Below are 16251 nucleotides of genomic sequence, written 5' to 3'. Positions count from 1 at the left end.
AACGAAAAAGGAGGCGCGTTTTGAGCTGGAACATTTGTGTCATAGGAGCAGGCAAGATCGGTCAGATGATCGCCAGCCTGCTGCAAGCATCATCGAACTATTCGGTCACCGTTGCAGACCGCGATCTGGCGGCTTTGGCAGTGCTGAACAAGCAAGGCATTGCAACCCGGCAGATCGACGTGGGGGATGAGGCGCAACTGACTCAGGGGTTGAGCGGGTTTGATGCCGTGATCTCGGCCGCTCCGTTCTTTTTGACGCCTAAGATTGCCAAAGCAGCCAAAACCGCGGGCGCGCATTATTTTGACCTGACCGAAGACGTCGCAGCCACCAATGCCGTGCGCGAACTGGCCGAGGACAGTGACACCGCTTTCATGCCGCAATGCGGTCTGGCACCGGGGTTTGTTGGGATCGCCGGCGCGTCTTTGGCAGCGGAGTTTGACGAATTGGACAGCCTGCATATGCGGGTCGGGGCTTTGCCGCTCTATCCGACCAACGCGATGAAATACAATCTGACCTGGTCGACCGATGGGCTGATCAACGAGTACTGCAATCCCTGCGATGCCATCGTCAACGGCGAGCGGGTGAAGACCGCACCGCTGGAAGATTACGAAGTGCTGGGCCATGACGGGGTGGAGTACGAATGCTTCAATACCTCTGGCGGTCTGGGCACGCTGCCCGAAACGCTTGAGGGCAAGGCGCGCGCGGTGTCCTATCGCTCGATCCGCTATCCCGGCCATTGCGATATCCTGAAGTTACTGCTCAAGGATCTGGGGCTGGAGCGCCGCCGCGACCTGCTGAAGGATATCTTCGAGACCGCCCTGCCGCGCACTGATCAGGATGTGGTGCTGGTCTATTGCACCGCCAAAGGCATGATCGACGGTACGCTGCGCGAGAAATCCCTGATCAACAAAAGCTTTGCCCGCACACTCAACGGACAGGTCTGGAGCGCCATTCAGGTCACCACCGCAGCAGGCGTTCTGGGCGTGGTCGATCTGATGCGCACCGGTGGTCTGCCCGCAAAAGGGTTTATCCGGCAGGAGCAGGTGAACCTGCCCGATTTCCTCAACACCGAATTTGGCCGGCTCTATCGCGCCGGTGATGTAACCGAACAGAATAAGGCGGCCTGAGATATGAAAGACATCGTGATGACTGCGCAAACCACCCTTGCAAACCTGGACCTGACCGAGGCCGACCTGACCGGTGGCACGCTCAAAGTAGCCTCGCCGATCGACGGCAGCTTGCTGGCCGAGGTGCATGAAACCCCGGTTTCCGAAATGGAGGCCATCTTTGCCCGCTCAAAAGCGGCCTTCAAGGCATGGCGAACCGTGCCCGCACCGCGCCGGGGCGAGTTGATCCGCCTGCTGGGTGAGGAACTGCGCGCCGCCAAGGACGATCTGGGTGCGCTGGTCAGCTGGGAGGCCGGTAAGATTACATCCGAAGGTCTGGGCGAAGTTCAAGAGATGATCGACATCTGCGATTTTGCCGTCGGCCAGTCGCGCCAGCTTTACGGTCTGACAATCGCGTCCGAACGCCCGGGCCACCGGATGATGGAAACCTGGCATCCGGTGGGTCCGGTTGGTGTGATCTCGGCCTTCAACTTCCCGGTTGCCGTCTGGTCGTGGAACGCAGCACTGGCACTGGTTTGCGGTGATACGGTAATCTGGAAACCGTCCGAGAAAACCCCTCTGACGGCAATGGCCTGCCAGAAAATCTTTGAACGCGCGCTGGCGCGTTTCGGCGATGCGCCAGAGGGCCTGTTGCAAACCCTGATTGGCGGTGCCGCGCTGGGCGAGGCGCTGGTGGCCAGCGAGGATGTGCCGGTGATTTCGGCCACGGGTTCAACCCGCATGGGTCGCGCGGTGGCCCCCATCGTGGCGCAGCGGTTCGGCAAGTGCATTCTGGAACTGGGCGGAAACAACGCGATGATCGTCGGCCCTTCGGCCGACTTGGAAATGGCGGTGCGGGCGATTGTCTTTTCGGCCGTGGGCACCGCCGGTCAGCGTTGCACCACGCTGCGACGCCTGATCGTCCATAACTCGATCCGCGAAGAACTGGTGAGCCGTCTGAAAAAAGCCTATACTGGGCTGCCCATCGGCAACCCGCTGGCCGAGGGTACTCTGATCGGTCCGCTGGTGGATGAGGCATCGGGCGCGGCAATGACCGCGGCGCTGAAAGCAGCAGAGGCCGAGGGTGGCACCGTGTTCGGCGGCAACCGCGTGACCGAAGGCGTGCCCGCCGGGGTCTATATGGAACCCGCCATCGTCGAAATGCCCGGCCAAAGCGATGTAGTGAAAACCGAAACCTTTGCTCCGATCCTTTACGTCATGGGCTACGACGATTTTGACGATGCCATTGCGATCCAGAATGACGTGCCGCAGGGCCTGTCGTCTTGCGTGTTCACCCTGAACATGCGCGAGGCCGAGCAGTTCCTGACAGCCGCCGGATCTGATTGCGGTATCGCCAACGTCAATATCGGACCTTCGGGTGCTGAGATCGGTGGCGCATTCGGTGGCGAAAAGGAAACCGGTGGCGGGCGTGAAAGCGGTTCGGATGCGTGGAAGGCCTATATGCGGCGTCAGACGAATACGGTGAACTATTCGGCGGAATTGCCGCTGGCTCAAGGTGTGAAGTTCGACATCTGATCGACCCTCCTGGCGGCATCGGAAGGTGCCGCCGGATCAATCCGCGAACAGGTAATCCAGCCGCATAACGGCTTGCGCCTGGCCTTCAGAGATATTGAGAAACTCGGCCACTGCTGCTTCGTTCTCGGCCCGCGTGTTGGCCTCGCGGATACGAAAGTACCCCTCGAACCCCGCCCCCCGGATCAACTCGGATTCATAGGCCAGCGAATTGCGCAGGGCTGGCACCAGGCGCGCCACGGACTCCGCAGGACTGTTTTCGCCAGCCAGACCGACCCGGCGGGCGTGGCCGATCAGGTAGTCGTCGGAGTAATCGCACTCGATTTCAAGAACGTGGGTTTTGGCCTGATCCGAGCAAAAATCCTGAATGATATCCAGATTGCCCGGGTCTACGCAGAGCACCAGCTTGTCGGTCTGGAAATGGTCGAACAGCATCCGCACGACCGCACGACGGTGGCGGGAACGCTTGGTCAGAGTTGTTTCGATGCCGCCCAGATCGGGCAGCAGGGATTCTTCTTCGTTGAACAAGTATTCTACACAGGGGATATCGGTCTCGGACGTGATCTGATCGACCAGACGCTTGGCTACGTGCCACTTTTTGCAGGCGATCAGAAACAGCTCGCGTTCAGGGCCCAGCGTGTTCCCGGCCTCCCAGAAACGCTGTCCAAAACGGCGGCCGACACGGCCGCGCCCGGTCAGAAACCCATAAAGGTTGCGCCCTTCATCCGAAATCTGGAAATCGATCCCTTCACTGGAATAGAGCTGGCCCAGCCTTTCCTTCAGTTCATGCGCCTCGGGACTGATCTTGCGGGCAAACAGGTAATCCTGTCCCAGCAGCATGTCGTAGTGATCGTTGTAAAAGGTCACAGGCATCCCGTAATCCGAGAACATCAGGAAGGTGGGGGTTCGGTTTTCAATCTCTTCCTTTGGGATCAGATGGCGGACGAGGGATTGGAAAAAGGTCTCATCCGGTATCCAGGTGGTCGAGAAAAAGCGTTTCACGTCGGGGCGCTGTTGCAGAAAATCGAGGATCATCTCGACTGTGCGGCGGCGCAGGCACCACCACTGGCTGCCGATCATGACCTGAATATCCGCCGGTATTTCGCGGGTCAGGCCAAAGCGTTTCTGCAGGTTGTATGCAGTGTAGAACCGCTTGCTCTGGGTGCGTTCGTTGAAATAATAGCGATAGATCAGCCGGTCTTCTTTCATGCCAGTCTTGATCCAGTTGCTGGCAAAGAAATCGTGGCTTTCCACAAAATCCTTGTCGTTTTGGTCCAGAAACCAATGGATGTATTCGGCGGTTTTGATCGCCATGCAATCGCCGGACAGCATGTAGAAATGAGTGACCCGTGGAAATGCGTCCACCGCGGCTTGCACGGCGTTCAGGGTTGCCTGCACCAAAGACCATTCGCCCCAACCGCATTTGATGCGCTTGGCGGCAAAAGCCACATTCGGGTTGTCTTTCAACGCGCTGCGAATGCGATCATAGGCTGCCGTGCTGGCGCGCACGTCAAAGTGGATGGCCATGCAGTCGCCTGCGGCCGTCAATTGCTCGGCCTGCGCTATGATCGCGTCAGGGTCCTTATGGCACAATAGAATATAGGCAATCCTTGCCATATAACGCCTGTGATGTCCGTTTCTGCCTGTTCGCTCCCTGATACTGAGGATGAGCGATTGAATAAACAGAATAATTTTGGTTCTTTATGAGCCTAAGCGGGCTTGTGTGGTTTATTTGACCCGCTGAGGAGGCACAGCAGATGGGTTTTCCCGGTACCTGGATGACCGAGAGTGAGAGTATGGTTTACCGTGTTGTGCCGAAATGTGCGTGCTCGACCATTGGTCAAATTATGTATTACTCGGACCACGGCCAGTTCTTTGATGGCGACATTCATGACGCCAAGGGCGGTATGCACAAGTGGGCCTTTGCCGTCAGTCAGGCCCGGATATCCGAAAATGTGCGCCAACATAGCTCGTATTCTTTTACCTGCGTGCGCAATCCCTACACGCGGATTCTTAGCTCGTTCTTCGACAAGATTTGCGGCATTCAGCGCAACGGCAGCCGGTATCGGGGCAATCTGGTCCCGACGCTGATCTATAATTACGGAATCGAAGTGGGCGGTGATGACGGCAAGGGTGAGTTCGACCAGATCGCCAGTTTTCGCCGTTTTCTGCTGTTCGCGCGGGATACGATCCGTTGGCGGCGGCCGATGGACCCGGATATCCACTGGTCGGCCATGTCGGGGCATGTCTCGACTTTCATAGTGAATGGCGGTCGCTACGATCGAATTTTCTGGACCGAGAAATTCAACGACGGGATGCAGGGGGTCCTAAGCAATCTGGACACGCCCCACGCGGTCAGCCTGTCGGAAATCCCGCGGTTCAACGAATCCGAAGGGCATGGCCCCAAACGTGCTCATCCGGTCGAAGATTACTTCGACGACCTGTCCATGCATCTGGTCTACGAAATCTATAAACAGGATTTCGAACTGTTCAGATATGATTTTGAGAACCCGGCGAACAAGATGCCGATAGGTGAGATTGATTTGGACGAGGTTCACGCCAAGCTTGGCGACTGATCTGCCAAAAGGCCGACGCTCCCGCCTATCTTCAATGCCTCTGACGAGACATCTCCTCTAGTTGGGCCCAGCGCCGCGCGCAGCGCGGCGCTGGGCCCAAGGTCGAACGTGGCATCGGCGCAGCCGATGGTACGGATCGGGCGCGGGAGTACTACCGGATGAGGAGAGGCCGGCTCTGATACAAACCGGCCTGCGCAGATCAGACCTGACGGACAGCTCCTTTCGCCGCGCTGGTGGTCAGTTTGGCATAGGCTTTGAGTGCGGTCGACACCTTACGCTTGCGCGGCGCGGCCGGCACCCAGCCCTTTTCGTCCTGCTCTTTCCGCCGTGTGGCAAGTTCCTCATCTGACACTGCCAGATGGATGGAACGTTTGGGGATGTCGATCTCGATCTTGTCGCCCGGGCGTACCAGCCCGATCTCACCGCCCTCGGCAGCTTCGGGTGAGACGTGACCGATCGACAGGCCGGACGTGCCGCCCGAGAAACGACCATCGGTAAGCAATGCGCAGGCTTTGCCCAGACCTTTGGATTTCAGATATGAGGTCGGGTACAGCATTTCCTGCATTCCCGGACCACCGCGCGGACCTTCATAGCGGATTACCACCACGTCGCCCTCTTTAACCTTGCCGGTCAGAATGTCATTCACCGCCTGATCCTGACTTTCACAGACATAGGCCGACCCGGTGAAGGTCAGGCTGTTCGGATCAACGCCTGCCGTTTTCACGATACAACCGTCGCGGGCGATATTGCCGAACAGAACCGCCAGACCACCATCCTGACTGAAGGCGTGCTCTTTCGACCGGATCACGCCGCCTTCGCGGTCGGTGTCCAGTTCCTTGTACCGGTTCGACTGGCTGAAGGCCTGCGTGGTTCGCACGCCGCCCGGGGCGGCTTTAAACAAGTCCTGCGCCTTTGGGTTGTTGGCGACCTTGATATCCCAGTTGGCAATCGCTTCACCCATGGTGCCCGAGTGGACGGTGCCGCAATCCTCGTGCAGCAATCCGGCGCGGCTGAGCTCACCAAGGATCGAGAAGATGCCGCCGGCGCGGTGGACGTCCTCCATATGCACGTTCTCAGTGTTGGGCGCGACCTTGCAAAGGCAGGGCACTTTGCGGCTGAGCTCGTCCATATGGGACATGGTGAAATCAACCTCACCTTCATGCGCGATGGCCAGCAGGTGCAGAACGGTGTTTGTCGATCCGCCCATGGCAATATCCAGGCTCATCGCGTTTTCGAAGGCATCGAAGGTCGCAATCTCGCGTGGCAGAAAGCCTTTCTCGTCCAGATCGTAATGGCGTTTGGTGATCTCGACGATGCGGCGGCCAGCCTCAAGGAATAACTCTTTGCGGTCGGCATGGGTGGCTAGGGTCGAGCCATTGCCAGGCAGCGCCAGACCCAGTGCCTCGGCCAGACAGTTCATCGAGTTGGCGGTGAACATGCCCGAGCACGACCCGCAAGTGGGGCAGGCGTTTTCTTCGATATGCTGCACCTGTTCGTCGGTGTACTTGTCATCTGCAGCCGCAACCATTGCATCGACAAGGTCGATCTTCTTGACGTCCAGATCAGCGATGTCGATCTTGCCGGCCTCCATCGGACCGCCCGAGACGAAGATCGCCGGGATGTTCAGGCGCATGGCGGCCATCAGCATGCCGGGGGTGATCTTGTCGCAGTTCGAGATACAGACCATCGCGTCAGCACAGTGCGCATTGACCATATATTCCACCGAATCCGCGATCACCTCGCGCGAGGGCAGGGAATACAGCATCCCGTCATGGCCCATGGCGATACCGTCATCCACCGCAATAGTGTTGAACTCTTTGGCGACGCCGCCTGCGGCCTCGACCTCGCGCGCGACCATCTGGCCCAGATCCTTCAGATGCACGTGGCCGGGAACGAATTGGGTGAACGAGTTGACGATGGCGATGATCGGCTTGCCGAAATCGTCATCCTGCATACCGGTGGCGCGCCACAGGCCGCGGGCACCGGCCATGTTGCGGCCATGGGTTGAGGTTCTGGATCGGTACATTGGCATGATGCTGTTTCCCTTTTGCCCCGGTTGCGATATGCGGGATATGTGCGTTATAGCGCACGTACCACATGTGCGCTATAACGCACAAGAGGATTCGAAAGACGATTAGATGGCACCGGACGATATTACACTGAAACTGCGGGATGTGCGGGCGGCCTCGGGGCTGAGCCTTTCCAAGGTGGCCGAGATGACCGGCGTCAGCAAAGCCATGCTTGGCCAAATCGAGCGCGGAGAATCCAGCCCGACCATTGCAACGCTGTGGAAGATCGCCAAAGGATTCCAACTGCCGCTCAGCGCGCTGATCGGCCCGGCGGCGCTGCGCGATACGGCGGCACCTGATGTGTTTCGCACCGTGACCTTTCCCGGCAGCATCGAGGTTAAGATCGTCTTTCCCTTTGATCCAGCCCTGCGGGCCGAGACCTTTCACGTTGATCTGGCACCGAACCAAAGCCACGAATCCCCGGCCCACGCGACGGGCGTGACGGAAGAAGTCTTTGTCCTCAATGGCGAGCTTGAGATTTTGCGGGACGGGGAGTGGGTGGCGCTTGAGGCCGGACAGGGCCTGCGGTTTGCTGCAGACCTGCCACATGGTTACCGTGCAGGCGATCAGGGCGCTGCCTTTCTGAACATGCATCATTATGCGCAACTGGATGCGCTGGCCGCCATCGGCTGAATCTAACCCCGCAAAAAAGGTAAGACATGACCGCTTTTCTGGAAACTCTGACATTGGCGGATGCGATTGGCTCGTTTGGTGCATTGGTTGTCGTGGGTGCGTATTTCGCCACTCAGATGCGGATGATGAATTCGGACGATCTGGCCTTTCCGGTGCTTAACCTCGCGGGGTCGATCCTGATAGTCTATTCACTGCTGCAGAATTTCAATCTGGCATCGATGTTGATCGAATCCTTCTGGATTCTGATCAGCATGATCGGGATCGTTCAGTTTTTCCGGCTACGGCACGCGCGTCAGGCGGACTAAGCCCCATCCAGCCTTGAACCCCAATGCCAGCGCGTATAGGGAAAACTCAAGCTCGCTTACGGGAGGCTTTGATGCAGGACGATCCGAAAACCCTTGTTTCAACCGAATGGCTTGCCGCCCATCTCAAGGATCCGGATTTACGGGTTCTGGACGGGTCGTGGTACCTGCCGCAACAAGGGCGGGATGCCAAGGCGGAATATGATGCCGCCCACATTCCCGGTGCACGGTTCTTTGATATCGATGATATTTCCGATCAACGCTCAGACCTGCCGCATATGGCACCGCCGGTCGAGAAATTCATGTCGCGCCTGCGGGCGATGGGCGTTGGGGACGGACATCAGGTTGTGGTCTATGACGGTGCCGGGCTGATGTCGGCCGCGCGGGTCTGGTGGCTGTTCCGCCTGATGGGTCAGGAGAACATTGCCGTACTGGATGGCGGCATGCCGAAATGGCAGGCCGAGGGCCGCGAAATCGAAGACCTGCCGCCGATCATTCGGGATCGCCACATGACTGTACGTGTACAGAACCATCTGGTGCGGGACGTGACGCAGGTCTCTGCCGCCGCCAAACTGGCCGATCATGAGATCATCGATGCCCGATCTGCCGCGCGCTTTGCCGGAACCGCAGCCGAGCCGCGCGAAGGATTGCGCTCGGGCCATATTCCGGGGTCACGCAACGTGCCTTTTGATCAGCTGCTGAACAAGAACGGCACGATGAAGTCACCCGACGATTGCCGCGCCGTGTTCGAGGGCGCAGGCGTAGACCTTTCGAAACCCGCGATCACATCCTGCGGGTCGGGCGTGACCGCCGCCATCCTCAGCCTGGCGCTTGAGCGCTTGGGCAAGAAAGACCACTCGCTTTATGACGGCTCCTGGGCTGAATGGGGTGCCTTCCCGACCCTGCCCGTCGCAACCGGAGAGAACTGATGTTCGAGAACCTCAAACCGCAGCCTGCTGATAAGATTCTGGCACTGGTGCAGATGTACCGCGAAGACCCGCGCGATCAGAAGATCGACTTGGGTGTCGGGGTCTACAAGAATGCCGAAGGGGTCACCCCGGTAATGCGTGCGGTGAAAGCCGCCGAAAAGCGCATTCTGGAAGAGCAGGAAAGCAAAGCCTACACTGGTCTGGCCGGTGATCCGGCTTATGCGGATGCGATGATCGGCCTGATCCTAGGCACTTCCGTGCCACGCGGTAACATCGCTGCCGTGGCCACTCCGGGCGGTACCGGTGCCTGCCGTCAGGCATTTGAATTGATCCGCATGGCCAACCCATCGGCGCGTGTTTTCGTGTCGAACCCGACCTGGCCGAACCACCTGTCGATCCTGAACTATCTGGGGATGGAGATGGTTCCATACCGCTATTTCGACGGGGAAACGCGCGGTGTCGATTTCGACGGCATGATCGAAGACCTGAAAGCTGCCAAGGCGGGCGACGTGGTACTGTTGCATGGCTGCTGTCACAACCCGACCGGCGCCAACTTGAACATGGTGCAGTGGCAAGAGGTCGTGAACCTGATCAACGAACGCGGTCTGGTTGCGATGATCGACATTGCTTATCAGGGCTTTGGCGACGGTCTAGAAGCGGACGCGCAGGCGGCCCGTCTGGTGGCCTCGTCGGTCAAGCGTTGCCTGATCGCGGCGTCGTGTTCGAAGAATTTCGGCATCTACCGCGAACGTACCGGTCTGTTGATGGCGATCAGTGACGATGCGGCGCAGACAGCCTTGAATCAGGCGACTTTGGCGTTCTTGAACCGCCAGAACTATTCCTTCCCACCCGATCACGGTGCGCGCGTGGTGACCACGATCCTGAATGATGACGCCCTGCGCGCCGACTGGGCCACCGAGCTGGAAGATGTGCGTCTGTCTATGCTCGGCTTGCGCCAGCAGCTTTCGGACGAATTACAACGCCTCAGCGGCTCGGACCGCTTCGGTTTCATTGCTCAGCACCGCGGTATGTTCTCGCGCTTGGGCGCGGCCCCAGAACTGGTGGAGAAACTGCGCGATGACCACGGCATCTACATGGTTGGCGACAGTCGCCTGAACATCGCTGGTCTGAACGCGACGACTGTGCCAATTCTGGCCAAGGCGATTGTCGACGTCGGGGTTTGAGTTCCCGGGTAATGAGATTGCGGGCGGGTTAAAACGCCCGCGATCAACTCACTTGATAATGCGGGTGATAGATGGAATAGACGCGCGCGTATTTGATTTTGCCGCGCGGGCTCACGTCGTAAAACGCGCCCATCATAAGCCGGAAAGACGTTCCTGCCTTATGATGCTCTCCTACCCACTCAAGATCCTCTTTGCATAAAAAATCGATCGGCGCTTCGCTGGCTATCGTCGTGTCATTGCTTATGAAATGAAGGTGAGGCTGAATAGTCTCTTGCATGATCTTCGACACACCTGCCCAGAAACTGACAGCTTGATCTTTGCCACTGTTTTTGGCTGCTTTGGGGACGTACTCGAATACCGCGTCAGGTTCGTACCACTTGTCAAAGAAATCGGCATGAGACATGCCGGTGCCAGCGCAGGCTCCGTTAAAGTCGTTGATATATTCGTTGTATTGCTGTTCCGTGATCATGGGGGTCTCGCCTCATCGAAATCATGTACTGCTAATGAGATTATCACACCCTGCTTTTAGGTCGTTTGGCGAAGCTCATATTGGCTGAATGGCAAAACAAAACGCCCCGGCATCTGGGCCGGGGCGTTTCAAATTGGTTCAGTTGGGGCTTAGCCTTTGGAAAACTCGGGATAAGCTTCCATGCCCAGTTCCGCCATGTCGAGGCCGTTGATCTCGTCCTCTTCGCTGACGCGGATGCCGACCGTGGCTTTCAGGATCGTCCACAGGATCAGTGCGCCGGCAAAGGTGAAGACACCGTAGGCAATGATGCCGGTCAATTGCGTGATCAGGTTGGCCTCACCATAGAAAATGACGGCGATGGTGCCCCAGATACCTGCGAATAGGTGAACCGGGATCGCACCGACTACGTCGTCGATCTTGAACTTGTCCAGCATCGGAACCGCGAAGACCACGATGATGCCGCCCACGGCACCGATCCACAGTGCGCCGAACAGTGTCGGTGCCAGAGGCTCGGCGGTGATTGACACCAGTCCGGCCAGCGCGCCGTTAAGCACCATGGTCAGGTCCGGCTTTTTATACATCAGCTGGGTCATGATCAGGGCCGCGACAGCACCCGAAGCGGCGGCCATGTTGGTGTTGGCAAAGATGCGCGACACGTCGGATACGTCCCCCACGGTGCCCATCGCCAGTTGCGAACCGCCGTTGAAGCCGAACCAGCCCAGCCACAGGATGAACGTTCCCAAGGTTGCCAGTGCCAGGTTCGAGCCCGGGATCGGGTGGACCTTGCCGTCCTTGTTGTACTTGCCAATGCGTGGGCCCAGGATAATGGCACCAGCCAGAGCCGCCCAGCCGCCGACCGAATGCACCACGGTCGAGCCAGCGAAGTCCGAGAATCCGGCTTCGGACAACCAGCCGCCGCCCCACTGCCACGAGCCTGTGATCGGGTACATGATACCGGTTAGCACCACAACAAAGGCCAGGAAGGGCCACAGCTTGATACGTTCGGCCACGGCACCCGAGACGATCGACGCGGTTGCGGCAACGAAGACCAGTTGGAAGAAGAAATCCGAACCGATTGAGGCATAATCCAGAGCCGCTGCATCGGCGCCGACGCCAACGGGATCAAGCACGGTGGTTGAGAAGAACGGACCCAGCCAGCCGGAGATGGACCAGCCATCGCCCGGATACATCAGGTTGAAGCCGATCAGCCAGTACATGATCGCGGCAATCGAAAACAACGCCACGTTCTTGATCATCTGCATGGCCACGTTCTTGGATCGCACCAGACCGCCTTCCAGCATGGCAAAGCCAGCAGCCATGAAGAAAACGAGGAAGCCGCCCATTAGGAACAGCAGAGTGGTAAAGATATACTGGGTGTGCAGCGCGGCCTCGCCTTCGACGGCAGCCTCTTGCGCCAGACCCATCTGCGGCAGCGCGACAATCGCGGCGGCAGGAATGAGGGATTTCATCAGGTTCATAGTCAGTCCTCGAATATTGTGAATGGGGGCGCTCACAGCGCCTCTTCGTTCATTTCCCCGGTCCGCACGCGCAGGGCCTGCTCGACATCGAGGACGAAAATCTTGCCGTCGCCGATCTTGCCGGTTCTGGCGGTTTTGGTGATGGTTTCGACGATCTGGTCAGCCATCGTGGCGGGCACCACGATCTCCAGCTTGATCTTGGGCACGAAGTTCACGGCGTATTCCGCGCCGCGATAGATTTCCGTGTGGCCGGACTGAGAGCCAAAGCCCTTGATCTCGGTCACCATCATGCCTTGCAGGCCTGCGTCGGTCAGTGCCTCGCGCACCTCTTCAAGCTTGAACGGCTTGATTGTCGCAATAATCAGTTTCACGTTGGTCCCCTCTGCGGTCCGGTCTGTTTGCACCTGCAGAAAAAGAGCGTGACTGACCGCAGTAAGGAACGGTTTAGGGGAGACGACGCGGGGTGAATGTGTGGGGAAGTGCACAATTTTTGCACAAAATTTGGCAAATGCGTAAGAAATAGGCGCACTGAAGAGGGCGATTGCCGGAATTTCAGACCTCTACTTCATCGGCGTGGCATTGTATTGTGCCTCAAAATGATAACCGGGCAGAGTTTGAGCATGACTGAGTCCAGGCGCCGAAAGGCACCGCTTGTCGCGGATAAAAGATACCCGTCGAAAGGGCGCAAGCCAGCGACGACCAAGCGCACGGCGAAACCCGCGGGCAAGAAGGCGGCCGCGCGCAAAACGACGACTCGCAAAACCACGCGAAAGAAAACGCGCCGGAAATCCGGTGGCGGTGGTGGCGGTATCTTCCGCCGTTTCTTCCGCTGGGTCTGGCGGCTGATATGGGGAGTGACCTGGCGCGTCGGCGCGGTGGCGGCAATGCTGCTGGCGCTGGCTGTCGGGGTTGTCTATAGCACGCTGCCTGACGTGAATGAGCTGTTGGACGGACGGGCGCGGGGCTCGGTCACGTTGTTGGACCGCGATGGCAAGGTCTTTGCCTGGCGCGGCGATCAGTTTGGCGGGGTGATCACTGCGGGAACCGTTTCGCCCCACCTCAAGAACGCAGTCGTCGCCACCGAGGACAAGCGGTTCTATCGTCATTTTGGCGTCAGCCCCCGGGGTGTGGCCAGTGCCGTGCGCATCAACCTGAGCGAGGGGCGCGGGCCGCTGTCAGGCCATGGCGGCTCAACCATCACGCAGCAGACCGCCAAGTTGCTGTGTCTGGGTGTGCCATATGTGCCCAGCGAGTGGGAGTCTGAGGCTGCGTATGAATCCGACTGTCGTCAGGGATCATTGTGGCGCAAGGCCAAGGAAGCGGTTTATGCGATCGCGATGGAGGTCAAGTATTCCAAGGATGAGATCCTGACCATCTACCTCAACCGCGCGTTCCTTGGCGCCGGCGCACGCGGGTTCGAGGCCGCAAGCCAGCGCTATTTCGGTATCTCTGCAGCCGAGGTGAACCCGGCGCAGGCGGCGATGCTGGCCGGTCTGCTGGTGGCCCCCACGCGTTATGCGCCCACGAACAACCTGCAACGCTCGCAGGATCGGGGGCGTCTCGTGCTGGGGCTGATGGAGGCGCAGGGCTATCTGACAACCGCTCAGGCCAGCAGTGCCCGCAGCAACCCGGCGCAACTGTCCGAGGCTGCGGCGGCACGGGCCGGTGGCTATTTCGCGGATTGGGTCATTACCGAGCTGCCCAGTTATTTTGGGGCAGACACCACGGATGATGTGGTGATCAAGACCACTCTGGACCAGCGCCTGCAGAAATCGTCGGAAGAGGCGCTGAAATACATCTTTCAAGAAAAAGTCCGCGAAGGGTCCGAGGCGCAGGCCGCGATTGTCGTAATGTCGGCGGATGGGGCCGTGCGGGCGATGGTCGGCGGGCGCCAGACGCGGGTGTCCGGTGCGTTCAATCGGGCCACACAGGCATTGCGGCAAACCGGATCGTCTTTCAAGCCGTTTGTCTATGCCACTGCCTTGGAGCTGGGCTATTCGCCGCTGGATACGGTTGTGGATGAGCCTTATTGCGTCAACATTCCCGGGTCGGGCCAATGGTGCCCCAAGAACTATACTCACAAGTTTTATGGTCGGGTCACGCTGGCCGATGCGCTGAAGAACTCGCTGAATATTCCGGCGGTGAAAGTGGCTGAGATTTCTGGCTTGGACAATGTCCGCACGGTCGCCAGCGAGTTCGGTATCGAAAGCGATTTGGCGCAGGGTCCGGCCTTGGCGCTGGGCGCATCAGAAAGCACACTGATCGAGATGACCGGGGCCTATGCCGGTATTCTCAATGGTGGCTCGGCTGTGGAACCCTATGGTCTGTCCGAATTGAAACTGCTGGAGGATGATACTCCCGTGATGGTGACCAGCTCGGGCATTGGTGAGCGGGTGATCAACGACAAGGCGGCCAAGCAGCTGACCTGGATGATGGAGCGCGTGGTGTCCGAGGGAACCGGCGCGCGGGCGCAATTGCCGGGCTGGCAGGTGGCGGGCAAAACCGGCACGACTCAGGCCGCGCGGGATGCGTGGTTCATCGGGTTTACCGCCGATTATGTGGCCGGTGTCTGGATGGGGTATGACGACAACACCCCCCTGTCCGGCGTGACCGGTGGTGGGCTGCCAGCCGAGATCTGGAAAGAAACTATGCTGCGTGTGACCGAAGGCATGACACCCACGCCGCTGCCTATGCTGGCCCCCGACCCTCCAGTGCGGACGGCGCAGCCACAACGGCAACGACGTCAGGGGCGTGGCTTTGAAGATGCGATCAACAACCTGTTCAAAAACATCTTCGGCAACTGAGGTGCCAACAAAAAAGGCGGTGCACCGGGCACCGCCTTTCTGTTTTAACTAAGTCTCTGATTACAGGCTGCTGTCCAGCGCCGCCAGAATCGCGTCACCCATTTCGGTGGTCGAGACCGGTTGAACGCCCTCATCGGCCAGCAAGTCACCGGTGCGGACACCGTCTGCCAGAACCTTCTCGATCGCGGCCTCCAGTCGATCCGCCTCTTCGCCCTGATCAAAGCTATAGCGCAGTGCCATGGCAAAGCTGAGGATACAGGCGATCGGGTTAGCCTTGCCCTGACCCGTAATATCGGGGGCCGAGCCGTGGACCGGTTCGTACATCGCCTTGGGGCGGCTATTGGCCATTGGTGCACCCAAGGACGCCGAAGGCAGCATGCCCAGCGAGCCGGTCAGCATCGCGGCGCAATCTGACAGGATGTCGCCAAACAGGTTATCGGTCAGGATCACGTCAAACTGCTTGGGCGCGCGCACCAGCTGCATCGCGCCGTTATCGGCATACATGTGCGACAGCTCAACCTCGGGGTATTCCTGAGCCACACGGTCCACGACCTCGCGCCACAGGATGCCCGATTCCATCACGTTGGCCTTTTCCATCGAGCAGACCTTTTTGCCCCGGCGCATCGCCAGTTCAAAAGCCGAACGCGCGGCACGTTCGATCTCGGATTCGGTGTAACGCTGGGTGTTGATGCCGACGCGTTCATTGCCCTCTTCGAAGATACCGCGCGGCTCGCCGAAATAGACACCCGAGGTCAGCTCGCGCACGATCATGATATCCAGACCGGCAACGATGTCTTTCTTCAGCGACGAGAAATCGGCCAGCGCGTCAAAGCACTGCGCCGGACGCAGGTTGGAATACAGGTCCATTTCCTTGCGCAGACGTAGCAACCCGCGCTCGGGCTTGAGGCTGAAATCCAGATCGTCATATTTCGGACCACCTACGGCACCAAGCAGAACGGCGTCGACCTCTTGCGCCTTGGCCATGGTCTCGTCCGACAGGGGCTTGCCGTGCGCGTCATAGGCCGCGCCGCCCACAAGGTCCTCGCTCACGTCAAAGTGAAGGCCGCGCTTTTCGCCAAACCAGTCGATGATTCTGCGCACTTCGGCCATGACTTCCGGGCCAATTCCGTCTCCGGGCAGGATGAGGAGCGAGGGGTTGGACATGAAG

At 59.0% G+C, this 16251-nt stretch carries 14 protein-coding genes; 8 read left to right on the top strand and 6 right to left on the bottom strand.

What is annotated here, in order from left to right:
* Positions 1 to 20: 20 nt before the first annotated feature.
* The gene (locus ACR0DT_RS20090) at positions 21 to 1127 is read left to right on the top strand and encodes a saccharopine dehydrogenase family protein (RefSeq protein WP_480712457.1); all 1107 of its coding nucleotides are present in this window, start codon (positions 21 to 23) and stop codon (positions 1125 to 1127) included.
* Positions 1128 to 1130: 3 nt separating this feature from the next.
* Entirely contained in the window at positions 1131 to 2642 is a 1512-nt protein-coding gene (gene amaB / locus ACR0DT_RS20085) for an L-piperidine-6-carboxylate dehydrogenase (protein WP_480712456.1), read from the top strand.
* Positions 2643 to 2678: 36 nt separating this feature from the next.
* Here the strand turns inward: amaB and ACR0DT_RS20080 are convergent, their stop codons facing one another.
* The gene (locus tag ACR0DT_RS20080; protein WP_480712455.1) at positions 2679 to 4256 is read right to left on the bottom strand and encodes a DUF5928 domain-containing protein; all 1578 of its coding nucleotides are present in this window, start codon (positions 4254 to 4256) and stop codon (positions 2679 to 2681) included.
* A gap of 140 nt (positions 4257 to 4396) precedes the next feature.
* Between ACR0DT_RS20080 and ACR0DT_RS20075 the strand changes: the two genes are divergently transcribed.
* On the top strand, positions 4397 to 5215 hold the full coding sequence (locus ACR0DT_RS20075) for a sulfotransferase family protein (protein WP_480712454.1): 819 nt from the start codon (positions 4397 to 4399) through the stop codon (positions 5213 to 5215).
* A gap of 199 nt (positions 5216 to 5414) precedes the next feature.
* Here the strand turns inward: ACR0DT_RS20075 and ilvD are convergent, their stop codons facing one another.
* Complete coding sequence (ilvD, locus tag ACR0DT_RS20070) at positions 5415 to 7247, bottom strand: dihydroxy-acid dehydratase (protein ID WP_480712453.1); 1833 nt, start codon at positions 7245 to 7247, stop codon at positions 5415 to 5417.
* 106 nt (positions 7248 to 7353) lie between these two features.
* Between ilvD and ACR0DT_RS20065 the strand changes: the two genes are divergently transcribed.
* From ACR0DT_RS20065 to ACR0DT_RS20050, 4 genes are all read left to right on the top strand, one after another.
* Entirely contained in the window at positions 7354 to 7917 is a 564-nt protein-coding gene (locus tag ACR0DT_RS20065; RefSeq protein WP_480712452.1) for a helix-turn-helix domain-containing protein, read from the top strand.
* A gap of 26 nt (positions 7918 to 7943) precedes the next feature.
* Positions 7944 to 8222 carry a CBU_0592 family membrane protein gene (locus ACR0DT_RS20060; RefSeq protein WP_480712451.1) on the top strand — a complete coding sequence of 93 codons (279 nt, stop codon included), beginning with the start codon at positions 7944 to 7946 and terminating at the stop codon, positions 8220 to 8222.
* A 71-nt stretch (positions 8223 to 8293) separates the two neighbouring features.
* Positions 8294 to 9148, top strand: a complete 855-nt coding sequence (sseA, locus tag ACR0DT_RS20055) for a 3-mercaptopyruvate sulfurtransferase (RefSeq protein ID WP_480712450.1) — start codon at positions 8294 to 8296, stop codon at positions 9146 to 9148.
* On the top strand, positions 9148 to 10332 hold the full coding sequence (locus ACR0DT_RS20050) for an amino acid aminotransferase (RefSeq protein ID WP_480712449.1): 1185 nt from the start codon (positions 9148 to 9150) through the stop codon (positions 10330 to 10332). Before sseA ends, ACR0DT_RS20050 begins: the two co-directional genes overlap by 1 nt.
* 43 nt (positions 10333 to 10375) lie before the next feature.
* Here the strand turns inward: ACR0DT_RS20050 and ACR0DT_RS20045 are convergent, their stop codons facing one another.
* From ACR0DT_RS20045 to ACR0DT_RS20035, 3 genes are all read right to left on the bottom strand, one after another.
* Positions 10376 to 10801, bottom strand: coding sequence for a hypothetical protein (locus ACR0DT_RS20045; protein WP_480712448.1), 426 nt, complete (start codon positions 10799 to 10801; stop codon positions 10376 to 10378).
* 149 nt (positions 10802 to 10950) lie between these two features.
* The gene (locus tag ACR0DT_RS20040) at positions 10951 to 12279 is read right to left on the bottom strand and encodes an ammonium transporter (RefSeq protein ID WP_480712477.1); all 1329 of its coding nucleotides are present in this window, start codon (positions 12277 to 12279) and stop codon (positions 10951 to 10953) included.
* Positions 12280 to 12311: 32 nt separating this feature from the next.
* Positions 12312 to 12650 (bottom strand): P-II family nitrogen regulator, encoded by a 339-nt coding sequence (locus ACR0DT_RS20035; protein ID WP_170351849.1) that lies wholly within the window; start codon positions 12648 to 12650, stop codon positions 12312 to 12314.
* Positions 12651 to 12899: 249 nt separating this feature from the next.
* Between ACR0DT_RS20035 and ACR0DT_RS20030 the strand changes: the two genes are divergently transcribed.
* A complete protein-coding gene (locus tag ACR0DT_RS20030) occupies positions 12900 to 15083 on the top strand; it encodes a transglycosylase domain-containing protein (RefSeq protein ID WP_480712447.1) in 2184 nt (727 codons plus the stop codon).
* 60 nt (positions 15084 to 15143) lie between these two features.
* On the opposite strand, the gene leuB is transcribed toward ACR0DT_RS20030, so the two are convergent.
* Positions 15144 to 16247 (bottom strand): 3-isopropylmalate dehydrogenase, encoded by a 1104-nt coding sequence (gene leuB, locus ACR0DT_RS20025; RefSeq protein ID WP_480712446.1) that lies wholly within the window; start codon positions 16245 to 16247, stop codon positions 15144 to 15146.
* Positions 16248 to 16251: the final 4 nt, after the last annotated feature.

The sequence above is a fragment of the Ruegeria sp. BI11 genome (assembly GCF_056538005.1).
Note: the sequence above shows the minus strand (reverse complement) of the source record. Positions and strands in the feature narration are given on the sequence as shown.